Genomic DNA, 23,208 nt, shown 5'->3' with positions numbered 1-23,208 from the left:
AATTAGTTACATATAACACAAATTATTATTAAATTGAATTTTGGCAGCATTTTAAAGTCATTTGGCAGTGATTTAAATAAAAAGGACTTTACATTTGATACATAAAATTTCTGATAAATCAGAAATCTTGTCTATAGCTGGTTGGGACCCTGGCGTTTGCGTCAGGGTTATTTTTTGCTCTTCGATTTATTATATTGAGTCTCAACCCCGCTGCTTACAGTCATGAAATTTATTCTTGCACTTGCCTGCCTCATCCTTCAATTTCCGATACTGGCACAAAATGGAAACTCTATAGAGCTTGATACTCAGCTCAAAGGAAAGCACCCCCTAGCCTCTGGAAAAGTATCCTTTGAAATAACAGGAGACGCTAGTGGTACAGCAACGCTTTACTTTGACAGAAATGGATGGAGAGAAGTCCTGATTAAAGAAATCACTATTGTGCGCTTTGGAATGACAAGTACGGAGAAAACTATTGAACTCGTCGATGGTGACTTTTATTACCAGGTTAACCTCGACTCCAAAAAAGGATCAAGAGCCAAACAAAAGGCATGGAGCCAGCTTATGGGCTATAAGGATAGAGCTTACGTTATCAATGCGATCATGGAGGAACAGGGAGCTGTCAGGTCATCAGACACTACGCACCTCGAATATCCTGTAACCGTTTGGGAATTCTCTAAAGGGTCAACTACCTCCATTTGGAGTTGGCAAGGAATAACCCTCCGTCAAGCCAAATCCCTACCCGGATTAAGCTATGAAATGGTCTCTGTTAAACTGGAAGAAAACTGCGAGATTCCTGAAGAAGTCTTCGCACTACCTGAAGACATTGCCTGGGAAGACTAATTGACGATCAGGTCAGCATATTTTCCATGATCATAGGTTTTACAAGTCATGGCATTTCTCAACACAGCAGGTTTAAGCATAGATTTTCCCAATAACATTCGGCCGCATTCCTGAATTCCCTCAATAATGGACGGGTGAGGATGTATCAACTCTGCAAGCTCTTTCATGCCTTTGCCCATCGAAATCAGCAATGCTACCGCCTGAATGGCACTGGAAGCATGCTCTCCTACCACGCGCATTCCCAGCACTTCAAATTTGTCATCATTGGTCACCAGGATTTTGATAAACCCCTGGGTGTTGCGCATGGCTATCGCTCTTGGGATACATGAATAGTCGATACTCACCACTTTGTAGTCCAACCCCTTTTGCTGTGCCTGTATTTCATTCATCCCGACTCCTGCAACTTCAGGATCAAGAAACATGATCGTGCTTATATTCTCGTATACCAGATCACGTTCCGGCTTTCCATAGATCCTTTCAATGGCAAACCGCCCTTCCAGTTCACCAACGTTCACCAGTGAAATATCGGCTGTGATATCCCCTACAGCATAGATGTTCGGTATTGATGTTTGAGTTCGATCGTCAATAATACCTCGCTCATCTATGTCCACTTTTACTGATTCATCAAAGAGCCCATTATATGTGGGGACACGTCCAACAGAAACCAGGGCCTTTTCAACCCTAAAAACCTCTTTACTGCCGTCGGTATACTCCAAGGTATAAACCACCATGCCATTCTCAATTTTCATATCTATGAGCCTGGAATTTCTGTGTATCAAAACATTCTTGGCCTCAAGGTTCCGTTCTATCACTTTTACCACATCCTCATCCTCAAATGGAAGGATACGATCACCTTTATCTATCAGATGGACCTTCGTCTTTCCGAAATTGGAGAAAATGGTAGCAAACTCACATCCAATGACCCCGGCCCCGACAATCACAATGCTTTTGGGGAAATCTTCTAATTTATCCAGTCCATCACTCGTATAAACATGCTCTTCGTCAATCGGTAGATGAGACAATTTCCTGGGAGAGCTACCTGTTGCCAAAATGATATATTCTCCCTCCACCTTTTTAACACCATCCATGGTATTCACCTCCACCTCATGATTCCCAACGACACGCGCATTTCCCACCAAAAAATCAAGATGGTCCTCCTCCCTGGAAACATTGATATTCTGCATGTGATGCTCCAGCTGTTCCATTCGTTCATTAACCGCCTGCCTCACCTCAGCTTTAATACTTTGAAAGTCAAAAGCTGTGTTGATGGTATTAAAGGCCTTTTGATGTTTCCGCAGAGAGGCCGCCTCCCTACTCAGCTCCCACCAGGTTTTACTCCAAAGCGCTCCATGATGGATTCCTGCTCCACCAATTTGCTTCTTTTCAATTAACAATACCTTTTTGTGAAAATCTACGGCGCGCATGGCAGCGGCATATCCTGCAGGACCAGCGCCAACAATGATTACATCATATTTAGTCATGATAGACGGTTTTGGGTTAATGAAAAATAAGTAAAATATCCACCAAATGGAAGTTACTGACACACAACATGATGGGCGGCGAATCAATAAAGTACAATACACCATTGAAATCTTGCAAAAGCAACCTTGCCCTTGCTGTTCAATAAGGCTTGATTATATTGCCAGGTAAACGTCAAAATAGTCTCAGATGATTAGGACATTACCAGCTTGTTTACTGATCCTTGTATGCTTTTTTGCCCCTTTTTTAGCCAAATCTCAAGACCTGAACCTGATCGGTCGGTTAAATGTGGGGATCGGACTTGATTATATCAGTCAGGATTTCAATGGGATTAAGACCTTTTTCAGCCCCGGCGGGGGGCTTGGATTAGAGGCGGGCCTTGAAGGTGAATTACCCAACGACCTTTACTGGTATGGCACACTTGGTTTTACTCAAAGCCTCAATTTACACTTCGAAGAAGTGAATGGTCAAACCCGAAAAACTGCCTTTGGCTGGAATAAGAAGATCATTTTGGGAGGAGTCAATCGTTACTTCGAAATCCGAAACCGCTACATTCCCAATGTTTTTGCCGGAGCAGGTGCACAATTAGCTTTTCCCGGTAAACTAAGAAGGACAGAAAACAACGATTATAAAGGACGCATCTATTATAACCCTGCTGTCGGCTTTCATCTGGAAGGTGGAGCTACATTTGACATTGTTAATCGTTTTCTCATCAGGCCATCGGTTCGTTACCGATTCATTCAATACAATGCGCGGAAATATTCCAAAGGGGATGTTTCTACGCTTAGACCTGATCTAAAGAAAGCATTCGGAGGGGGTATTGATATCTCTGTAACCCTGGTAAAACAAATCAAAGGAGGAAGAAGGTAGTTACTTCTTGTGTCGGTCCTCCAATATCTTCACAACATCAGCCAATGACAATCCCTGGTGTGCCAAAAGCACCATCAGGTGAAAAATCAAATCTGCAGATTCCGTTTTGAGAAGATCGTTGTTGTTGTCCATGGCCTCAATAACCACTTCCACGGCTTCCTCTCCTACCTTTTGAGCCACCTTATTCACCCCTTTGGCAAATAAGCTGCTTGTATAGGATTTGTCAGGAGTGCTGTTTTTACGATCCTCTATTACTTGCGTCAAATAGTTGAGGAATTTAAGGGGATCGGAGTTAGTCTCATTGAAGCAAGTATCCGCACCGGTATGGCAGGCAGGACCCACGGGGTTAGCCTTAATCAGGAGGGTGTCCTTATCGCAATCAGGAATGATCTCTTTGACATGAAGAAAATTGCCCGAGGTCTCTCCCTTCGTCCAAAGCCTGTTTTTTGATCGACTAAAGAAGGTCACCTTACCAGACTTTTCTGTTTCTGCCAATGACTCTTCATTCATGTAACCCAACATCAGGACTTTACCTGTCAACTCATCCTGAATGATGGCCGGGATCAGTCCGTCTCCTTTTGCGAAATCCAGTTCCATTATAATCTAACGGGGATATTTACTTTTTTCAATTCATTTTTAAGGTGAGCAATCTCTACCTCTTTATAGTGGAAAATACTCGCAGCCAATGCTGCATCTGCCTTTCCGCCCACAAATATATCTTTAAAATGCTGCTCGGTTCCCCCTCCGCCCGAAGCAATCACCGGAATACTCAGGGTTTCAGAGAGTTGTTTGGTCAATTCCATGGCAAATCCGGCCTTGGTTCCGTCGTGATCCATCGAGGTAAGCAAGATCTCTCCCGCTCCTCTTTCTTCCACTTCCTTAGCCCATTCCAATGTCTTCAACTCGGTTGGTTTCGTGCCTCCATGCGTATGCACGAGGTCCACTCCATCAACATTTCGAGAATCAATAGCCACTACGATACACTGAGATCCAAACTCATTGGAGAGCTCATTGATCAGACCCGGATTCTTCACCGCTGAAGAGTTCACCGACACTTTATCGGCACCCGCATCCAACAAAGCCTTCACATCACTTACAGAACTGATTCCTCCTCCCACAGTGAAAGGAATATGAACCGCCTCTGCTACACTCTTCACCAAATCCACGAGGGTCTTTCGCTTTTCCAGTGTTGCAGAGATGTCCAAAAAAACCAATTCGTCCGCGCCTTCCTTCGCGTAACGATCCGCCAGTTCTACGGGATCACCTGCATCGCGTAAATCTACAAAGTTGACGCCTTTGACCGTACGGCCATCTTTCACATCCAAACAAGGTATAATTCTCTTTGTCAGCATATCAAAACTGCGCTAATTGTTCCAGGGTAATTCTTCCCTCATAATACGCTTTTCCTACGATCGTCCCACTCAGATCCAGTGCTTCCAGCTTCATCAGGTCATCGTATTCCGAAACTCCTCCACTTGCAATGAGTTTCAATTTGGGGAATTCGCTCAATATCTTATCATACAATCCAAAAGAAGGTCCCTGAAGGGCTCCATCCTTTGAGATGTCTGTACAAATCACCTCACCAATACCTGAGGCGGTATAATCTCTGAGGTATTCAAACAGATCCAAACCGGAAGACTCCTGCCAGCCCGATACCATTACCTTTTCGTCCAGCACATCAGCCCCAAGGATTATTTTATCACCACCGTACTCCTTGATCCACTCCTTGACCAACTCAGGATTTTTAGCCGCGATACTCCCTGCCGTTACTTGCTTAGCCCCAGCATCCAGGGCCTTCTCCAAATCCTCACGAGTTTTCACCCCACCACCAAAATCAACATGGAGGGAGGTATTTGAAGTAATGTTCTTCAACACTTCAAGGTTCACAACGTGACTAGCCTTTGCTCCATCCAGGTCCACCACATGAAGCCTTCTGATACCAGCCGCTTCAAAGCTTTGAGCTACTTCTACAGGGTTATCAGCATACTGCTTCATCTGGTTGTAATCGCCTTTGGTTAGCCGTACACATTTACCACCAATAATATCTATCGCAGGGATGATGTCCATCTCAAAGTTTTAAGAAGTTTTCCAATATTTTCATTCCGGTGTCAGCACTCTTTTCAGGGTGTGCCTGTACCGCAAAGTAGTTGTCCTTTTGAATCGCCGCACTGAATGGCAACAGGTAATCACATTCAGCAATGGTATGATCACACTTAGGTACGTAATAGCTATGTACGAAGTAGATATACTCCTCATCGGCCACTCCAGAGAAAATTGGTGATTTGAGGTCGTAAATATTATTCCACCCCATATGCGGCACCTTCATATCCGATGATGGATTGAATTTTTTGACCGTTTCGGGAATGATCCCAATGCATTTGGTATTGTTTTCCTCGGTGTACTCGCACATCAATTGCATTCCCAAACAAACACCTAAAAACGGTTGATTTAAATTTTTCAATACCGCAACCAGTCCCGCTTCATTCAAGCTCTTCATCGCCGTACTGGCTTCTCCCTGACCTGGGAATATCACCTTATCTGCACTTCTGATCTCCTCCGGATCATCGGTAAGTATCGGCTGCTCTACGCCCAAACGGCTCAAAGCGAACTTTACCGACTGGATGTTACCGGCATTATATTTTACAATTGCTACCTTCATTAGAAATAAAAAAGGCTGTGGATCGCCACAACCGAAATGAAGGCCAAAGTTAGGAAGCTTGGATTAAGCAGACACAGATTCTTCCGGTCTTTTTTCCAGAGCCTGTTTTAAGAGCCTTTTGACTTCAGGAATACTATGATACAGCTGATCGTAAGATTCAATGATGAAGTAATCCGTTTGGAAAACATCCTTCCGGTAAGGCGTATCAATAATCTGTTGGACATCAAACTCATGATGTCTCGGCTCATCTGATAAGCAGTACTTCGTTTCACCCGCAGAAGACAGAATCCCGGCTCCATAAATCCTCAAGCCTTCTCTTTCAAGAATCAGCCCGAACTCCACGGTAAACCAGTAAACCCTTGATAACAGCTCAATGGCATAATCATTACCACTGTACTCCAACCCTATTTTACTCAGTTCTTCCAGGAAGTCTACAAAATGTTGATTCGTCAACAGTGGAACATGAGCAAATACATCATGAAACATATCTGGCTCTTCCAGGTAATCGAGCTCTTCCATTTTTCGCAGCCAGGTGGTCGCTGGGAAGCGCTTATTTGACATGAGCTCAAAGAAGGTGTAATCGGGAACAATCCCGGGAACCACAGCAAGCCTCCATCCGGTCAGTTGTTGCAGGACCTCATTGGTTTCAGAGAAATCAGGAATTCGATCCGCTACAAACTGAGTATGATTGAGCCCTTCCAGAAATTCAGTACTGGCCGCATATGGCAGATTCAGCATCTGACGCTCAAACAATGACTTCCATACCTGAAAGTCCTCCTCGTTGTAGTTGCTGTAAATCTGTCTCATGGTCTTAAATTTTTGCAAAGGTAGAATTATGAACTACCCCTCTAATGTATTTGTGATAGACGGTAACTAAAACCGTGCCTGACACCACTCATCAAATCACATTTGAGAATCGGACTGAATTTTAAGATCTTGGCTACTCAATATTTTCCCTATGAAAAAAACTGCGCTACTTCTCCTTATCTCATTCATTTTTCTGACCACACTGCAAAGTCAGGACATTCTGCCTCCTGTGCTCCCATGGTCCGGAAAAAGTGAGGCTTTGATTGTCAAAAAGAAGAACCCGTGGATCACACCTTCCGAGGTTTCCGGACTTACAGAAACGCCGGATTATAAAACTACCATGGCATGGCTATCTAAGCTCGTTGAGGCATCTCCTTTGCTATCAATGAGGTCGATAGGCATGAGCGAACAAGGCCGACCCATTCAGATGATCATCGCCTCAAAGGAAGGCAAATTTGAAGCATCGGATATTGTCAATTCACCAAAACCGGCCTTTCTATTTCATGCAGGCATTCACTCCGGTGAAATTGACGGAAAGGATGCCGGCATGATGCTGCTCAGAGACATTGCCATGGGCAAAAAGAAGGCATTGCTGGACGATGTTAATCTGCTATTTATCCCTATCCTGAATGTGGACGGGCACGAGCGAAAAAGCGAATACACCCGTGTGAATCAGCGCGGGCCAAAGGTGATGGGATGGCGCACCAATGCTCAAAACCTGAACCTCAACCGGGACTTTACAAAAATAGAAACCGCCGGAGTGCAAGCGGTAATTCAGGTGATCAATGACTATGACCCGGAACTCTATGTGGACCTCCACGTGACTGATGGAGCTGACTATCAATATGATATTACCTATGGCTTTGCTGAAAAGTCCTCTTATTCTCCAACCATCACCAAATGGCTTTCAGAAGAACTGAAACCTAAGGTCGATGATGCACTTCAGGAAAATGGTCATATTCCGGGCCCTTTGATGTTTGCCAAAAACGATAGAGATTTTACGGAAGGGAACACCGAATATGCTTTCAGTCCGCGGTATTCAGATTCGTACGGTAACCTGCGACATGTACCCTCCATTTTGGTTGAAAATCATTCTTTAAAGCCGTACAACCAGCGCGTACTGGGAACTTATGTTTTTCTCGAAGCGGCAATCAACGTACTGGCCTCTAAAGGACCCCTGCTCAATGAAATGATCGAAAACGACCTGAAACTCAGACCGGATTCTCTCACGCTGGCCTATGAAGAAGCGGAAGGTCCTCCTGACTCGATGCAACTGGAAGGAATCAAGTCCGTCCTGGTAAAATCGAAATATACTCATACAGAATATGTGCAATGGACAGGACAGACCACCACAGAAACCATTGCTAACATTAAAATCTCCAAAGCCTCAACGAAAGTAAAAGTACCCAGCGCCTATTGGGTGCCCGCAGAATGGAGTGAAGTCATCGAAAAACTGCAACATCACGGAGTAGAAATGGAGACACTCACCACTACTCAGACAAAGACGGTGAACCAGTACTTTCTCACCTCCTATAAGGTTGGGGAACCTTATGAAGGCCGCGTAAGGCTTGAAGACATTAAGACTGAAAGTATTTCCAGAGAAGTGACCTATTACCCCGGTTCAGTGCGGATCCCAACTGACCAACCTTTAGGAGAACTGGTAGTTGCTTTACTTGAACCATCAGCACCTGATGGATTCCTGCAATGGGGCTATTTCCTACCAATCCTTTCCCAAACAGAGTATATCGAAGCCTACGTCATCGAACCATTGATTGGTAAGATGCTATCAGAGGACCCTGATTTAAAGGCTCGGTTTGAATCGAAAATGAAGACCGACAGCGCCTTTGCAAAGTCTCCAAAGAGCATTTACGAATGGTTTTATGCCCAGACTCCTTATTATGATCAGGAGTGGAAGGTTGTACCTATTGGGGTGGAATAGTAGAAACTGGGTTCGACGTTGGCCTGCTTGACAGCAAGCAAGCATTAATCCGTTATTCCCATTGGGATGTAACGTCCGGTTTATGATATTCTCCTCAAGCCGGAGAGGCTTCCACTTTTTCTTGTCAAAAAGTGGACAAAAGACCATGAAAAAATAAACCCGCTGGCCATTTCGCTCAACCGCCCGCCATTTTTTCCCCAACCCGCCTTGATCTATATTCTAAAGCGTTGGGATCATATGTGAGACCATGGTGAGTATGATCAAAGATGAAAACAGAGGCTCCTTTCTGAACCGCACATATAGAACCAAAAGGAAAACCAGAAAACCGATAATGAAAGTGGTGTTGGTGGTCAATCCGCCCAAAAAACCTTCAAACCACTCCAATTTGATCCCCAGTCTGACAAACGGATAAAAAACCAAAAATGTGCTTAAGGGAGCAAGCCAATGTTTGGAGGGAGAATCTGAGAACTTTGCATAATGAACGCACACGATCACATCAAAGATGATGAGTGCACCAAAGGCTGCAAACTGTCTGATCACGAATCCAATACCATTCTCAGATCCGAATAATACAGGCATGAACATGGGCAACATGAATAGCAAGAAGGCCAAAGTAGATGATAACAGCAACGCCCTTTTGACGGCAGGTTGATCGGTTGAATTTTCAACGAAATATTTCCAGGTAAAAGCATAGGTATACATTCCAACCAGTATCACAGAGAAAAAAAAGAAAATCAGCCCTGTGTAATTTTGCCCTCCAAGAAATACCTTTTCTGAATTCAGAATAATCCCAAATCCAATCAAAGTAAGCGCTACATGCTTCATGTACCTTTGATTATTTCCAAGCAGATGAACCAGCAAATGATCCCGAAGGCTACCGCCTGAAAAATAAAAGTAAATGGAAAGGGCCGGAAACAGGATTGCAATGCCAATAGAAGAATAAACAAAGAGCTCCATGGCCCCAGGAAAATGCAGAACTTTAAAGCAAAGGCCTATTACAAAAGCTCCAAAAAGAATGGCTATGGCCCATATGGCCATCCGCCCTTTATACTCTCTATAAACGCGAACACACCGACCTGAACCAAGCAAAATCGTAAAGGCAGACACGCCCATAAATAACACAAGCAAAGCCGATGCACCAGGCCAATGCATTAGCTTAAAGAATGCTGAAAGAGTCAACAATGCGACTGAAACCTTAACGAACAGGTTCACGATGAAGAATTTTTTACTCAATATTTCCATGGTCTCCTTTTGTATGTGTTTAAAATGATTTTTTGGTATTTGAGACTTGACAATTTTAAAAGCCCCTTCGAATGAAAGTCCGTCCTGAATTTTACTCTCCACATCACTGATCAGGTGATCAGCCAACTCAGACCTCAGCGGCTCGAATGTGATTCCTTCCGCATCCAGATCTGCCATAAGCATCGCTACTTGTTCCTGACTTAAGCTCCCCATGTGCTCAAATTTGATCCGGGCATTGGCGTCAGTACATTTTGCAGCAATTCAACAAAACGATTAAGCTCAGCCACCTTCACCTTTGCTGTCTCATTGCCGGATTTAGTCAACGAATAATACTTACGCACCCGTCCATCAACAATCTCAGAGTGTGTCATCAGAAAACCATCCTTCTCCAGCTTATAAAGGATTGGGTACAGTGCACCATAGGTCAGCTCTATCTCTCCTGAGGACAATTCCTTTACCCGCTGACTGATCTCATATCCGTACATCCGCTCCTGCTCTGCCAATAGCTTGAGTACGATGGTTTTGATGGTTCCCTTTATATACTCTTTAGAATCCATAATATTTAATTTTCTTAAATATATAAATAATATAATAATTAAGGAAATTATATTGGCTGAATTAGATTGTCCGAAGGCTTGAATCACCGATGACTCGCACCCAGTTATTTTCAGTGTTCAGCTTTCAGCGTCGCTTAAAATGACTAATGATCACTTTCGCCCTTGAAAGTGTTATCATCAACATGACTTCTTTGGTATTTTAATGTTGTTCGAGAGAGCTCAACAACGCCCATAACAAGATGGTCCAAGACAAGCAAATCAAACCGCTTTCCGGGATAATTGGATATATTTGACGGTCTGAGTTTAACCGATTACTTATGAAAATATTCCAGTTCATCATTTTAGTATTATTCACCACCTTATTCCTAAGCTGTGAAGAAGAAGATTCGAACATTTCGGAAGCGGAGATCATCCTCATTGGCAACAAACTTGCTGAATGGGGTGACGGCAATTGCCAAATCATCTCCATAGAGGATCAACCCATTCTATGGCAGGGACCTAACTCAGGTGGGTGCAGCGAAGTGTATTTTGAACTGCGAGTAGAAGGTCGTAAAGCCTATTATGACTTTGAGGCATTGCGAGCACAATACGAGGAAGCCGGCGCAGCAGACTGGTTCATTGATCGGGAGATATCAATTAGGGAAGCATTTCTTGCCAATGAAACCATGGTTAAACAAAACCTTTCTTCAGCTATTGATGATTCAAACTGCGAAGCCTCCACGCTGATATCCAGCATAGATACCATTTCTACCACCACAGGCGCGCAGGAAATCATAGAAATACTTAGTTGTGCTGGTTCAATACTAATCTCAGATGGTTATTCCGGGATTGAATAGACCAGCCTTCACTTAAACTTAACCTTCCTTAACCCATTCAGGTAAAGCCACATCATTTTCAGTTTGCTCCCCTCCTTTTTTCTACCCATCTCCATGGCTTCCCACAGCTCCTCAGGAACCTGATCTAACATACTAAACTCTCCTGCCCCCTTCAGCCATTCTCCTCCATCAATGGTAATTACCTCGCCATTGACATAAGCTGAGAAATCAGACACCATGTAAGCTGCCAGATTAGCCAGTTCCTGATGATCGCCTACGCGCCCCACCGGTACCTTTTTAGCGGGATCAAACTTATCCTTCAACCCTCCCGGAAGCAGTCTCTCCCAGGCACCTTTGGTCGGAAAGGGCCCTGGAGCAATCGCATTACATCGAATTCCATATTTTGCCCATTCAACCGCTAATGATCTGGTCATGGAAAGCACACCAGCCTTCGCACATGCTGAAGGCACCACATACCCCGAACCTGTCCATGCATAAGTGGTCACAATGCTCAGTATGTTTCCTTTTTGCTTGTTTTGTATCCAATCCTTCCCGAGCGCCAGGGTGAAATTGTACGAGCCCTTTAAGACAATATCCACCACAGTATCAAAGGCTCTATGTGAAAGTCTTTCGGTTGGACTAATAAAGTTACCGGCCGCGTTGTTCAGCAACACATCTACCTGCCCAAACTCCTTCTTTGAATCCTGTATGACCTGCTCGACCTGTTCGTAGTCCCGAACATCACAAGCCAGCGCTAATACGGGATAACCGGAATGTTCGGTTATCTCTTTAGCTGTTTCATGCAAGACTTCGAGTTTACGGCTCGTGATCACGGTATTGGCACCAAGTTTAGAGAAGTAGGTAGCCATGGATTTACCAAGACCTGTCCCACCTCCCGTCACAATGATCGTTTTCCCCTTGAGCGCTCCGTCTTTGAGCATACCTTCTGCATAATTGGTCATTTCGGGTGTATTTGTTGTTCTAGAAATTTACCGAAATGGGATGAGGAATTGCCACAAATCACAATTTCATTCAGGAATGATATTCCGTTACACCAACCAATCGGGTTTGGTAGTTTTCACTTTGGCTCCAAGTGCATTGAGCAGGTTGTAAAGACCAAAATAGGTGCGATTGACATACAACCCGTGTCGGGAACCCCTCGGATGACGTGAATTTCTCAACTCCTTCATATTGCTTAACCGTTCACTGAGCTGGTAAATCTCATTGAAAAAGCGATCGTCAGAAAAGTCAAATTCATCATAATGGAAAGGTTGCCCCAGTAATTCGGTCATTTCCTTGAACACAGATAAATAAAGCTCTATTTCATACGGACTATCATCCTCATAAAGGAAACTGAGTCGCGATAATACCGCTTTTAATTCTTCATCATTACTTACCAGCCCTTTACTCATCAACTTAAAGTAAGCCTCGTAAAAATCTTTGGGGATTTCCTTCACACATCCAAAATCAATCACTCCAAGCGTGCCGTCAGACTGCATAATAAAGTTACCGGGATGCGGGTCTGCATGAACTTCCTTCAGTTCATGGATCTGATGGTGATAAAACTCCCACAGGGATTGCCCTATTTCATCACGTATATGCTGTGATGGGTTAGTTGCCAAAAATTCCTTAATGTGCTTCCCTTCGATCCAGTCCATGGTAATGATCCGATCGGCGGACATTTCAGGATAATACTTTGGAAATTGAAGCCCCTTAATATGGGAGCAGGCCTCAGAGATCGCCATGGATCGCCTGACCTCTAGCTGATAATCTGTTTCCTCCAGCAATTTACCCTGCACCTCATCCATGTATTGATCCAACTCTATTTCGTTGAGCCCAAAAAGCCTGAGAGCAAATGGCTTCACCAACTTCAAATCGGATCGTACACTATCCGCTACACCCGGATATTGAATTTTCACAGCCAGCACCTGCTCTCCTATTGTAGCCTTATGCACCTGACCAATAGATGCTGCGTTTACCGCATTTTTAGTAAAGCTGTCAAACATTTCGAAAGGAGACTTGTCAAAGTATTTCTGAAATGTTTTGACCACCAGAGGAAAAGAAAGCGGTGGTGCACTGTACTGACTCATGGCAAACTTGTCCTGATAAGCTGTGGGCAACAGGTTTTTATCCATAGCCAGCATCTGCGCTACCTTGAGCGCACTGCCTTTCAGCTCACTAAGGGAATCGTAAATATCATTGGCATTGTCCTTATCCAACTGCTCGCGAGTCGCATTCTTATCCACCAACTTTCGTGAATAATGCTTCAAATAGTTGCCCCCAACCTTGGCTCCGGTACTCACAAACTTCGCTGCCCTCGAAACTTTCCCTACTGGGATTTTTGATTGTTCCTTCATCAAAATGGTCGCTTATTTTGAAATAAAAACTTTGCGAAATCGATCATCGAGTCCAGGGGCCCTTTACCTACCAGATCAAGTCCAAGGTTGACTGATTTTTCGATAGCCGCATCCGTTTTTTGAAAATCATCGCTATCGTCTTCTGTCCAAAACTTATTGAGGAAAATGAAGTGCAACCAAAAAGCCTTATCGTACTGCTTGCTAAAAGGTCTCTCAGCTATTTCAGTACTCTCTTTTCCTTCCACGAGCAACATATTGATGTAATCATCAAAAGCATCTTTCAGTGCCAAAAGGAAAAATGGGGTCAGTTCCTTTCGGACCTTTTCAAAACGAAAGATGATATAGCTTCGGTGTTTCATGACTGTTTCAAACCATGTGAAGTAAAAGGCCAGCACCTTCTCCCTCACCGAATATTGAGCATAGGCTTCATCCTTCTCCAGGAGCTTAACCGTACTATTGAACCAGTCCAGCCACAAAGAACGCTCAAGTGCTTTAAAGCTATTAAAATGCTTATAAAAATCTGACTCGGTAGCTTTCAGCTCTCCGGCAAATTCGAAGATCGAAACGGGCTGTTTTCCATGGGTGAGCAGATAGTCTATGTAGGCCTTTTGAAGGGTCGATTTTGTAATCGATCGCTTCGCTTTTTTCGTTGCTGTCTTTTCCATGATTCGGTAACAAATGTTTGAAGCAAAATGTTGTCCGAATCCAAATAAAAAAAGCCTCCCCATATTGAGAAGGCCCTTAACCAGCGGTGAACAGATACAGAACGAATCTGTTACACCTCGAAAGTAGAGCGGCAAAGGGCAAAAAAAAATACCCAAAAAAGGGTATTTTTTCCAAAATATCTATTTACAGCCCATTTAGGCACTTTCTAAAATCCAAAAACTTGTGGTAACCACATAGTAAGTGTCGGCCAAAAGGTAACTATCATCAAAACCAGGAACATTGCTATGAACATAGGCAGTAGTGGTTTGATCACCTTCTGAATACTGATATTGGCAACACCACACCCTATAAACAGCACCGATCCCACAGGAGGCGTACACAATCCGATACAAAGGTTCATCACCATGACGATCCCGAAATGGATTGGATCCATTCCAATTTCCGTCACGACCGGTAGAAAAATCGGTGTGAAGATCAGCACCGCAGGAGTCATATCCATAAATATTCCCACGAAGAGAAGAAGCATGTTAATGATCAGTAAAATCACCAAAGGATTATCCGTCAAGGTAATCAGCACCCTGCTCACCTCCTGAGGTATATTTTCGTATGACATCACCCAGCTCATTCCCATGGACGTACCGATCAAAAGCATCACGATGGAGGTGGTATTTACCGTACTTAAAAGAATTCTTGGAAGGTCGGCAATTCGCACTTCCTTGTAGATAAATGCCAAAACAAGGGTATACAATACCGCAATCGCTGAAGCTTCTGTAGCTGTGAAGATACCGGCGACGATACCACCAATGACAATTACCAAAAGCAGTAAACTCGGGAAGGCATCCCAAAACTTCTTGAAAGTGGAGCCAAGGCTTTCCCAACTTCCTCTTTTATACTTTCTTTTGATAGATATGACCATCGCAACCAGCATCAAAGCTAACCCCATCAAAATACCCGGAACATAACCAGCGATAAACAAAGCGGCAATAGAAACCCCTCCACTCGCCAGCGAGTACACAATGAGAATATTACTTGGTGGGATGATCAATCCGGTTGTTGCACTGGAAATGTTTACTGCCGCACCAAAAGACTTCTCATAGCCTTCCTCTTCCATACGAGGCCCCATAAATCCACCAATCGCCGATGCGGCTGCGGCGGCAGAACCTGAAATTGCTCCAAACAACATACAAGCAAGGATATTGACAAACGCCAAGCCACCCGGAAGACCTCCAACAATGGCCTTGGCAAAGTCGACCAGCCTTTTTGCAATACCTCCGCTATTCATAAGCTGACCCGACAATATGAAGAACGGGATCGCTAATAGCGCGAAACTATCCAGGCCTGTTGCCATACGCTGAGCCAGCGTCGTATACGCATTGATAGTTGGAATACTCACCATCAAAGTAAACATGGACGATAGACCAATACTCACAGCAACGGGAACCCCAAGTGACAGTAGTATAAGGAAACTAACTACCAGAATTAATACCTCAGTTACTGCCATCTTTCAATCCTTTTATGATGTTATGAATACTGTAATAAACCATGACCGCACCACTCAACGGAACGACCAGGTAGACATAGCCAAGCGGAATTTCCAATGCTGAAGACAGCTGCTCCAGATCAAGGGTTAGAAATACAAGTCGCGCACCCCCGATCACCATAACCATCAAGGCAAACAAGGCAACAAATCCGTTGATCACATAATCAAGAATTTCTTTCTTTTTCCCCTCTACAGCATTTGGAAGAATATCTATTGCCAGGTGAAGACCCTGACCTGTACCATAGCCCGCTCCCAGCAAGCCAACCCATATCAGAAGAAATCCGGCAAGCTCATCTGTAAATGTACTGGGTGATCCTACCAGATACCTGGAGGCCACTTGCCACAGCACGTTGATCACCATAATCCCCATCAAGAAGACGAGCATTTTGGATAGTATATTATCAATTATTGCTCTCATCTTTCTGAAATTTGATTTGTTTAATCAATTCGTATTTCACAGGGTCGTCCTTGTACTCTTCAAGTACAGATTCGGCTTTTTCCGCAAATAGACTTTTATCCGGTCTAAGAATTGTTACTCCTGCTTCCTGAACGGCTTTCAAAGACTCAGCTTCAGATTCTTCCCATAGCTTTCTTTGATAAATGACAGATTCATCCGCAGCCTCCTTCAACCATTTTTTCTGTTGATCTGTCAATGCATTCCACCATTCTGTACTGATCAACAAGACATCAGGAACTGAAGTATGCTCATCAAGTGAATAGTATTTACAAACTTCATAATGTCTTGAGAAGTAGAAACTGGGAGGATTATTCTCGGCTCCATCAACAACTCCTTGCTGTAAAGCAGAATACAACTCGCCGAATGAAATCGGTGTAGGTGATCCCCCAAGCGCTTCAACCATATTCATGGCTGTTTTACTTTTCATTACCCTGATTTTCAATCCTGAAAGATCAGTTGGGGACTCAATAGGTCTGTCCTTCGTATAGAAACTTCTGCTCCCTGCATCGTAATAACACAGCCCTCTTAAGCGAAAATCTTCTCCCTCAATCAAAAGATTCTGACCAATTGGACCATCAAGCACACCATACATATGCTCCTTATTTCTGAAAATATAAGGAAGCCCGAGCACCTTGAAATTAGGAGCAAAGTTTTCCATCACAGATGCCGAAACTTTGGTAATCGCCAAACTTCCTATCTGAAGTAGTTCAAGGGATTCACGCTCATTACCGAGCTGACCGCTCGGGTAAATTTCGATAGTCAGTTTACCTCCTGATTTTTCTGCCAGGAGGTCAGCCATGTACTCCATTCCTTTATGTACAGGGTGAGAAATATCGAGGCCATGAGCCAGTTTCAGCACTTTCACCTCCTTCTTACCAGCACAATCGGTAAAAAAGAGGATCATCAGGGTTATCAATATTGGGTTAAGTCGTCTCAAGTTTATTCTCTCAGTTTTTTGATAATTGAAATTGCTTCAGCGCACTTATTGGTGATATAGTCAAAATCTTTATTAGCAAGCACCTCCTTAGGGAACAATTGTGATCCCATACCTACACAATGCACGCCCGCTTCGATCCATCCTTTGAGGTTAGCTTCATCCGGAGACACTCCTCCGGTAGGCATGATGCTCGCGTAAGGGAAAGGTCCTTTTACTGCTTTCACGAATGCTGGTCCCCCAACCTGTGATCCAGGGAATATTTTAACGACCTCCGAACCCAGTTCGTGTGCTTTTACAATTTCTGTAACTGATCCACATCCGGGGCTCCATGCCACTTTTCTTTTATTACACATCTTAGCCATCTCTTCATCCACAATCGGTGAAACGATGAAGTTGGAACCAAGCTGAAGATACAATGCTGTTGTAGGGCCATCAATTACTGAACCTACACCCATGATCATCTCAGGGCAGGCCTTTTCTGACCATTTGACCAGCTCAGCGAATACCTCATGAGCGAAGTCTCCACGGTTGGTGAACTCGAAAACACGCACACCACCTTTGTAACATGCCTCTATTACACCTTTACACAATTCAATGTCCTTATTGTAGAATACAGGTACCATACCTGTTTCCTTCATAGCGATCGCTACATCTATTCGGCTGAATCTTGCCATTTTGTTTCTTTATTAAAGTCTAAAATATAAAAAATGCCCTCCACCTAAGTGAAGGACATCTTAACAACTAATAAATTATCTTGCCACTCGGCCGGATGCATCTCCGCCCATTAGTTTCTCTACTTCAGATACAGTCACCAGGTTAGCATCTCCTTTGATGGTATGCTTCAAGCATGAAGCTGCCACTGCAAAGTCAAGTGCGTTCTGATCATCTTCAGGATACTTCAATAATCCGTAGATCAATCCACCCATAAAGGAGTCTCCACCACCTACTCTATCAACGATGTCAGTGATTTGGTACTGACGGGTCTCGTACATTTTAGAACCATCATAAAGCACTCCGGCCCACGTGTTGTGTGATGCTGATATAGAACCTCTAAGCGTGGTAATCACCTTCTTCGCTTTAGGGAATTTCTTCATCATCTGCTGACAAACAGAAAGGAAAGCTTCAGCCTTTACATTGTGACCTTCAGTTTGTACACTGATACCTTCAGGCTTGATATGGAAGTGCATCTCTGCATCTTCTTCGTTGCCCAATACGATATCACAATAAGAAGTAAGCTCGGTCATGATCTCTTCTCTCTTCTCCGCTGTGCAATACTTCCAAAGCTTAGCACGATAGTTAAGATCAGTAGAAATGGTCAATCCCAAATCGCTGGCTGCTTTTACCGCTTCCAGACAAGCATCTGCCGAACTTTGAGAGATCGCAGGGGTGATACCGGTCCAGTGAAACCAGGTTGCACCTTCAAATACTTTTTTCCAATCAACCATACCCGGTTGAATTTCTGACATTGCCGAATGAGCTCTGTCATAAACTACCTTACTACCACGAGAAACAGCTCCGGTCTCAAGGAAATAAATACCCAGTCTATCACCACCCCAAACAATGTTTTCAGTGTTGACACCACGCTTACGCATTTCCATCATGGCACACTCTCCAATATCATTTTTTGGAAGTCGGGTTACGAAATCTACCGGCACACCATAGTTCGCAAGGGAAACAGCCACGTTAGACTCTCCTCCTCCGTAAACTACATCAAAAGAACTAGCTTGAGAAAATCTCAAAAATCCCTCAGGAGCCAGTCTCAACATGATCTCTCCGAAGGTTACCACTTTTTTACTCATCTTATTATCAAATATTAGGTCTTATAATCAGTTAATTATTTTCCAAATTCAAAGTAATTCCTGGCGTTATTGTAGCAGATATCTTCAACCGTTTTGCCAAGTAGATCAAGGTCATTCGGAATCTCTCCATTCTCCACATCTGTACCAATAAGGTTACAAAGTATTCTTCTGAAATACTCATGACGTGGGAATGACAAAAAGCTTCGACTATCAGTTAGCATACCCACGAATCGGCTTAGCAGGCCAAGGTTGCCAAGGGCAGTCATTTGTTTTTCCATGCCATCTTTCTGATCAAGAAACCACCAACCTGATCCCCACTGAATTTTACCAGGAACCGTACTGTGCACATTGAAGTTACCGATCATCGTAGCAAAAGCCTCGTTGTCAGCAGGATTCAAGTTATAAAGGATGGTTTTTGTCAGTTTATCCTCCAGGGAACCTAAAAACTTACTTAGCGCCTTAATCTGAGAGAAATCTCCAATCGAGTCAAACCCTGTATCCGGCCCCAACAACTTCATCATGTGGGCATTATTATTTCTTATGGCTCCAAGATGAAATTGCTGTGTCCAGCCCTTTTCATTGTACATTTTTGACAACTCAAACAACACGCTCATCTTAAATACCTGAATAGCTTCTGTCGTCAGCTCTTTACCTACCATAAAGTCTGTAAAAGTCTGCGAAGCATTTGAGATGCTGTATTTCACATCGTACAACTGCTCCAGACCATGATCAGAAAGTCTACCACCATTTTCATGAAAGAAATCGATGCGGTTTTGAGCGGCATTCATCAGATCATCAAAACTTCTGATTTCAAAGCCAACCACTCCTGACAGGGTCTTTAGATAATCTTTATATGAATCGGCGTTATCGATTGCATATATTTTATCAGGACGAAAAGCCGGATACATTGAAAGAGATGAATCTTTAAAAGTTTGGTGGAATTCGAGCGTATCCACTGGATCGTCCGTCGTACAAACAACTTCCACATTCATCTTCTTAAGTAACTCCGGACAAGAGTTCTCAGCCTTCTTCAATTGAGATGACGCCTCCTGATATATTTCCATACCAGTATTACCATTTAAGATGGTATCAATACCAAAATATCTTTTTAGCTCAAGGTGAGTCCAGTGATAAAGTGGGTTCTTTAAAGTGTAAGGAACCGTCTCAGCCCATTTCTGAAATTTTTCTTCCGGGCTGGCATCTCCTGTCACGTACTTCTCATCGACTGCATTGGTACGCATCGCTCTCCACTTATAATGGTCCCCTTCTAACCATGCCTCGGTGATGTTATTGAAAACCCTTTTTCCCTGGATATCTTTTGGGGGCAGGTGATTATGATAATCGATGATCGGCATTTTAGCCGCATGATCGTGATATAGCTTTTCTGCTGTCTTATTCGTTAGCAAAAAATCGTCACCTAAAAACTTTTTCATAATTTTTTCTAATGTTGTTCGCTTCTATTAACGGCCCATCCAGCCACCATCTACTACCATTACGTGGCCATTCATATAACTCGAGGCATCGCTTGCAAGAAACACCGTCGGCCCTTTAAAGTCCTCTGGTTTTCCCCATCTTCCTTGCGGAATTCTAGCCAAAATTGAGGTACTACGATCCTCATCCTCCCTTAGCGCCTGCGTATTATCTGTAGCAATATATCCGGGAGCGATCGCATTGACATTGACCCCTTTACCAGCCCATTCATTGGAAAGTGCCATGGTCAGCTGACCAATAGCCCCTTTACTTGCGGCATAGCCCGGAACCGTGATTCCTCCCTGGAAAGTAAGAAGTGACGCCGTGAAAATGATCTTACCAGAACCTCTGGCCACCATCTCTTTGCCAAATTCTCTAGATAACACAAACTGTGAATTAAGGTTGACCTCGATCACCTGATCCCAATATTCATCCGGATGCTCCGCTGCCGGTTTCCTCAAAATGGTTCCAGCATTGTTGATCAAAATATCAACTACCGGGTTTTCTGCTTTAGCTTTTTTGATGAAAGCGTGAAGAGATTTACGGTCCGAGAAATCACATTGGTAGGCCTTGAAAGACCTGCCCAGCGCAGTAATAGATTTTTCCACTTCACTACCGGATAACTCCAAAGATGCCGAGACTCCAATGATATCAGCCCCTGCTTCAGCAAGTGCCTCAGCCATGGCCTTCCCTATTCCCCTTTTACATCCGGTTACCAGTGCTACTTTTCCTTTAAGGCTAAATGAATCTGTAATCATCGACGTTGGGTTATTTATTCAATCTATTTTTTCGTTGACAAATTTGAAGTGGGACTCCCCAAGGATCACGCATCATCACCAGATGCGTGCCTTCTCCGGGTTTCTTTTCTTCAAAGAAAACCGCACCTGCTTTTTCAAGTCTTTCTTTATCAGCTTGAGCATCAGAAGATTCAAAAGCCACATGAAAAACCAAAGGATGGTTCACATTGTGATCCATGATGGGTGCAGCGGGGTTATTGTACAATTCCATCACCACGCGCTCTGTCTCGTCTGCCAGAAATCTCATATATGGAGATTCCTTTTGTTCAAAAACTAAATGAAGGCTCAAATGGTCACAATACCATTGTGCTACCTCCACCGGAGACTCCACATTCAGCGCGAAGTGTTCGAAAGCCATTATTTGAATGTTTTCAAGTCAATTCCATCCATGTCGGTGAAAGCTTTGTTTTCTCCGGCCATGGCCCAAATAAATGAGTAAGCTCCTGTTCCTGCTCCTGAGTGAATGGACCATTCAGGTGAAATCACCGCTTGCTTATCGCGCATCACAATGTGACGTGTTTCATTCGGGTCGCCCATAAAGTGCATAACCAAACGATCTTCAGGCATATCGAAATAGAAGTAAACTTCCATTCTTCTGTAGTGTGTGTGTGCCGGGAAAGTATTCCAAATGCTACCCGGATGAAGTATGGTATAGCCCATAACTAACTGGCAACTCTGAATACCGCCTTCATGAATGTACTGTAAGATTGTACGCTCATTACAAGTCTCCTTTGCGCCAAGGTCTACCCTATTTGCATCTCCTTCCGTAGCCTTAACCGTAGGGTATTCTTTGTGAGCAGGACATGAGTTAATAAAAAACTCAGCAGGCTTAGCCGCATCCTTACTTGTGAAAAGGACTTCCTTATTCCCTTTACCAATGTAGAGACATTCTTTATTGGCTATGTCAAACGACTCTCCATCAACCTTCACAGTACCTTCTCCTCCAACATTGATAATGCCCAGCTCTCTTCTTTCAAGAAAATATTCTGCTTTGGTGTGCTCTTCGTAAGCAGGTAGAGCTATGGCTGATGCCGTAGGAACTACTCCAATAGTGATCATACGATCGTGCATGGAATACACGCAGGTAATATCGCCGGGAACCATGACTGATTCCATTAAAAACTGCGCTCTTAGCTCTTCTGTCGTATATTTTTTGACATCATTAGGATGAGTTCCAAATCTGATCTCGCTCATTTGGGATGTTTTTAGGTTAACTATTTTTTCTTTCTGTGTAATTATTACACAGTTTAATGGATTGCAAATGTAAGCAGAAATCCCTTTTCGATCAAATCAAAAAGTTCATCACTCAATTATCTCAAAAAGTTCCGGTCCTCCTTTGACACCTTTCTTCTTTACTCCGGTGCTCCTAATGAGCTTACTCTGCAATATTTTCTTCCTAAAATTCCGTCTATCAAGCTCCTGACCCATAATACTTTCATATAGATCTTGTAACTCTTTCAAGGTAAACTGTTGCGGTAAGAGCTCCCCAAACAAGAATTTCTCCTCCACATTGGTCTTCAACCGTCTCCAGGCATCCTTAGAAATTTCATCATGATCGAAGCCCAGTTGCGGGACATCGTTCAAAGGAAACCAATTGACTTCCGCCACATGCTTTTTAGCAATAACCGGGTGATTTTCCGGTTTGACCAAAGCATAGAACGCCACCGTTAATACACGCTTAATTGGGTGCCTATCCACGCGACTGTAGACCTTGAGTTGTTCATAATGCACATTGTCAATGTCGGTTAAATTATAAAGCACTTTGCCCACTGCCTCTTCCAGTGAGTCTTCCGGCCCCATGATACCTCCCGGCAACATCCATTTATCCTTGAATGGCTCTACTGATCGCTTAACCAGCAGCAACTTTACCACACCATCCTGAAAGCCAAAAACAGCGCAGTCTACAGTAATGGTACATTCATAAGAATGCTCATTTACTACAGTACTCGATATATCATTCATTATTAATCCTAAATT

Annotated in this window: 25 protein-coding genes; 4 read left to right on the top strand and 21 right to left on the bottom strand. The window is 43.6% G+C overall.

All coding sequences use genetic code 11. The annotated features are described in order from the left end of the window. Positions 1–222: 222 nt before the first annotated feature. Positions 223–840 carry a hypothetical protein gene (locus tag NXR94_RS15805; RefSeq protein WP_258105638.1) on the top strand — a complete coding sequence of 206 codons (618 nt, stop codon included), beginning with the start codon at positions 223–225 and terminating at the stop codon, positions 838–840. Here the strand turns inward: NXR94_RS15805 and NXR94_RS15800 are convergent. After that, complete coding sequence (locus tag NXR94_RS15800) at positions 837–2,321, bottom strand: NAD(P)/FAD-dependent oxidoreductase (protein WP_258105637.1); 1,485 nt, start codon at positions 2,319–2,321, stop codon at positions 837–839. The genes NXR94_RS15805 and NXR94_RS15800 overlap by 4 nt on opposite strands. A 187-nt stretch (positions 2,322–2,508) precedes the next feature. Here NXR94_RS15800 and NXR94_RS15795 point away from each other — a divergent pair, with 187 nt between their 5' ends. Continuing rightward, entirely contained in the window at positions 2,509–3,189 is a 681-nt protein-coding gene (locus NXR94_RS15795) for a hypothetical protein (RefSeq protein ID WP_258105636.1), read from the top strand. Here NXR94_RS15795 and hisIE read toward each other — a convergent pair whose 3' ends face one another. The 5 genes from hisIE to phhA form a co-directional block, all read right to left on the bottom strand. Next, on the bottom strand, positions 3,190–3,786 hold the full coding sequence (gene hisIE, locus NXR94_RS15790) for a bifunctional phosphoribosyl-AMP cyclohydrolase/phosphoribosyl-ATP diphosphatase HisIE (protein WP_258105635.1): 597 nt from the start codon (positions 3,784–3,786) through the stop codon (positions 3,190–3,192). After that, on the bottom strand, positions 3,786–4,541 hold the full coding sequence (gene hisF, locus NXR94_RS15785; protein WP_258105634.1) for an imidazole glycerol phosphate synthase subunit HisF: 756 nt from the start codon (positions 4,539–4,541) through the stop codon (positions 3,786–3,788). The genes hisIE and hisF overlap by 1 nt, the downstream gene beginning before the upstream one ends. Position 4,542: 1 nt before the next feature. Continuing rightward, positions 4,543–5,256 carry a 1-(5-phosphoribosyl)-5-[(5-phosphoribosylamino)methylideneamino]imidazole-4-carboxamide isomerase gene (gene hisA, locus NXR94_RS15780; RefSeq protein WP_258105633.1) on the bottom strand — a complete coding sequence of 238 codons (714 nt, stop codon included), beginning with the start codon at positions 5,254–5,256 and terminating at the stop codon, positions 4,543–4,545. Position 5,257: 1 nt separating this feature from the next. Then, positions 5,258–5,848 carry an imidazole glycerol phosphate synthase subunit HisH gene (gene hisH, locus NXR94_RS15775; protein WP_258105632.1) on the bottom strand — a complete coding sequence of 197 codons (591 nt, stop codon included), beginning with the start codon at positions 5,846–5,848 and terminating at the stop codon, positions 5,258–5,260. 63 nt (positions 5,849–5,911) lie between these two features. Then, positions 5,912–6,655: a phenylalanine 4-monooxygenase gene (gene phhA, locus NXR94_RS15770; protein WP_258105631.1), complete on the bottom strand. Its 744-nt coding sequence runs from the start codon at positions 6,653–6,655 to the stop codon at positions 5,912–5,914. A gap of 151 nt (positions 6,656–6,806) precedes the next feature. On the opposite strand from phhA, the gene NXR94_RS15765 reads away from it, so the two are divergent. Next, positions 6,807–8,594, top strand: coding sequence for a M14 family metallopeptidase (locus NXR94_RS15765; protein WP_258105630.1), 1,788 nt, complete (start codon positions 6,807–6,809; stop codon positions 8,592–8,594). Positions 8,595–8,813: 219 nt separating this feature from the next. Here the strand turns inward: NXR94_RS15765 and NXR94_RS15760 are convergent, their stop codons facing one another. Both NXR94_RS15760 and NXR94_RS15755 read right to left on the bottom strand, forming a co-directional pair. Next, positions 8,814–10,049 carry a hypothetical protein gene (locus tag NXR94_RS15760; RefSeq protein ID WP_258105629.1) on the bottom strand — a complete coding sequence of 412 codons (1,236 nt, stop codon included), beginning with the start codon at positions 10,047–10,049 and terminating at the stop codon, positions 8,814–8,816. Then, positions 10,037–10,393 (bottom strand): PadR family transcriptional regulator, encoded by a 357-nt coding sequence (locus NXR94_RS15755; RefSeq protein ID WP_258105628.1) that lies wholly within the window; start codon positions 10,391–10,393, stop codon positions 10,037–10,039. The genes NXR94_RS15760 and NXR94_RS15755 overlap by 13 nt, the downstream gene beginning before the upstream one ends. A 317-nt stretch (positions 10,394–10,710) precedes the next feature. Between NXR94_RS15755 and NXR94_RS15750 the strand changes: the two genes are divergently transcribed. Next, a complete protein-coding gene (locus NXR94_RS15750; RefSeq protein WP_258105627.1) occupies positions 10,711–11,229 on the top strand; it encodes a hypothetical protein in 519 nt (172 codons plus the stop codon). 8 nt (positions 11,230–11,237) lie between these two features. Here NXR94_RS15750 and NXR94_RS15745 read toward each other — a convergent pair whose 3' ends face one another. The 13 genes from NXR94_RS15745 to NXR94_RS15685 all read right to left on the bottom strand — a co-directional run bounded on the left by NXR94_RS15745 (position 11,238) and on the right by NXR94_RS15685 (position 23,193). Then, positions 11,238–12,170, bottom strand: a complete 933-nt coding sequence (locus NXR94_RS15745; protein WP_258105626.1) for an SDR family oxidoreductase — start codon at positions 12,168–12,170, stop codon at positions 11,238–11,240. 87 nt (positions 12,171–12,257) lie between these two features. Next, positions 12,258–13,565 (bottom strand): AarF/ABC1/UbiB kinase family protein, encoded by a 1,308-nt coding sequence (locus NXR94_RS15740; RefSeq protein WP_258105625.1) that lies wholly within the window; start codon positions 13,563–13,565, stop codon positions 12,258–12,260. Then, a complete protein-coding gene (locus NXR94_RS15735) occupies positions 13,565–14,230 on the bottom strand; it encodes a TetR family transcriptional regulator C-terminal domain-containing protein (protein ID WP_258105624.1) in 666 nt (221 codons plus the stop codon). The genes NXR94_RS15740 and NXR94_RS15735 overlap by 1 nt, the downstream gene beginning before the upstream one ends. Positions 14,231–14,436: 206 nt before the next feature. Further along, positions 14,437–15,732, bottom strand: coding sequence for a TRAP transporter large permease (locus NXR94_RS15730; RefSeq protein WP_258105623.1), 1,296 nt, complete (start codon positions 15,730–15,732; stop codon positions 14,437–14,439). Beyond that, a complete protein-coding gene (locus tag NXR94_RS15725; protein ID WP_258105621.1) occupies positions 15,719–16,189 on the bottom strand; it encodes a TRAP transporter small permease in 471 nt (156 codons plus the stop codon). Before NXR94_RS15725 ends, NXR94_RS15730 begins: the two co-directional genes overlap by 14 nt. After that, a complete protein-coding gene (locus NXR94_RS15720; protein WP_374988009.1) occupies positions 16,173–17,165 on the bottom strand; it encodes a TRAP transporter substrate-binding protein in 993 nt (330 codons plus the stop codon). Before NXR94_RS15720 ends, NXR94_RS15725 begins: the two co-directional genes overlap by 17 nt. A gap of 2 nt (positions 17,166–17,167) precedes the next feature. Next, positions 17,168–17,839 carry a bifunctional 4-hydroxy-2-oxoglutarate aldolase/2-dehydro-3-deoxy-phosphogluconate aldolase gene (locus NXR94_RS15715; RefSeq protein WP_258105620.1) on the bottom strand — a complete coding sequence of 224 codons (672 nt, stop codon included), beginning with the start codon at positions 17,837–17,839 and terminating at the stop codon, positions 17,168–17,170. A 75-nt stretch (positions 17,840–17,914) separates the two neighbouring features. Beyond that, positions 17,915–18,964 (bottom strand): sugar kinase, encoded by a 1,050-nt coding sequence (locus NXR94_RS15710; protein ID WP_258105619.1) that lies wholly within the window; start codon positions 18,962–18,964, stop codon positions 17,915–17,917. A 35-nt stretch (positions 18,965–18,999) separates the two neighbouring features. After that, positions 19,000–20,397 carry a glucuronate isomerase gene (gene uxaC / locus NXR94_RS15705; protein ID WP_258105618.1) on the bottom strand — a complete coding sequence of 466 codons (1,398 nt, stop codon included), beginning with the start codon at positions 20,395–20,397 and terminating at the stop codon, positions 19,000–19,002. A gap of 27 nt (positions 20,398–20,424) precedes the next feature. Then, positions 20,425–21,189, bottom strand: a complete 765-nt coding sequence (locus NXR94_RS15700) for an SDR family oxidoreductase (protein WP_258105667.1) — start codon at positions 21,187–21,189, stop codon at positions 20,425–20,427. A gap of 13 nt (positions 21,190–21,202) precedes the next feature. Next, positions 21,203–21,589, bottom strand: coding sequence for a VOC family protein (locus NXR94_RS15695; protein WP_258105617.1), 387 nt, complete (start codon positions 21,587–21,589; stop codon positions 21,203–21,205). Continuing rightward, positions 21,589–22,425 carry a 5-dehydro-4-deoxy-D-glucuronate isomerase gene (gene kduI, locus NXR94_RS15690; protein ID WP_258105616.1) on the bottom strand — a complete coding sequence of 279 codons (837 nt, stop codon included), beginning with the start codon at positions 22,423–22,425 and terminating at the stop codon, positions 21,589–21,591. The genes NXR94_RS15695 and kduI overlap by 1 nt, the downstream gene beginning before the upstream one ends. A gap of 108 nt (positions 22,426–22,533) precedes the next feature. Then, entirely contained in the window at positions 22,534–23,193 is a 660-nt protein-coding gene (locus NXR94_RS15685; protein ID WP_258105615.1) for an NUDIX domain-containing protein, read from the bottom strand. Positions 23,194–23,208: the final 15 nt, after the last annotated feature.

Origin of the sequence: Marinoscillum sp. MHG1-6 (assembly GCF_024714475.1) — a bacterium.
In the GTDB taxonomy this organism is placed as follows: domain Bacteria; phylum Bacteroidota; class Bacteroidia; order Cytophagales; family Cyclobacteriaceae; genus JAMZMI01.
Note: the sequence above shows the minus strand (reverse complement) of the source record. Positions and strands in the feature narration are given on the sequence as shown.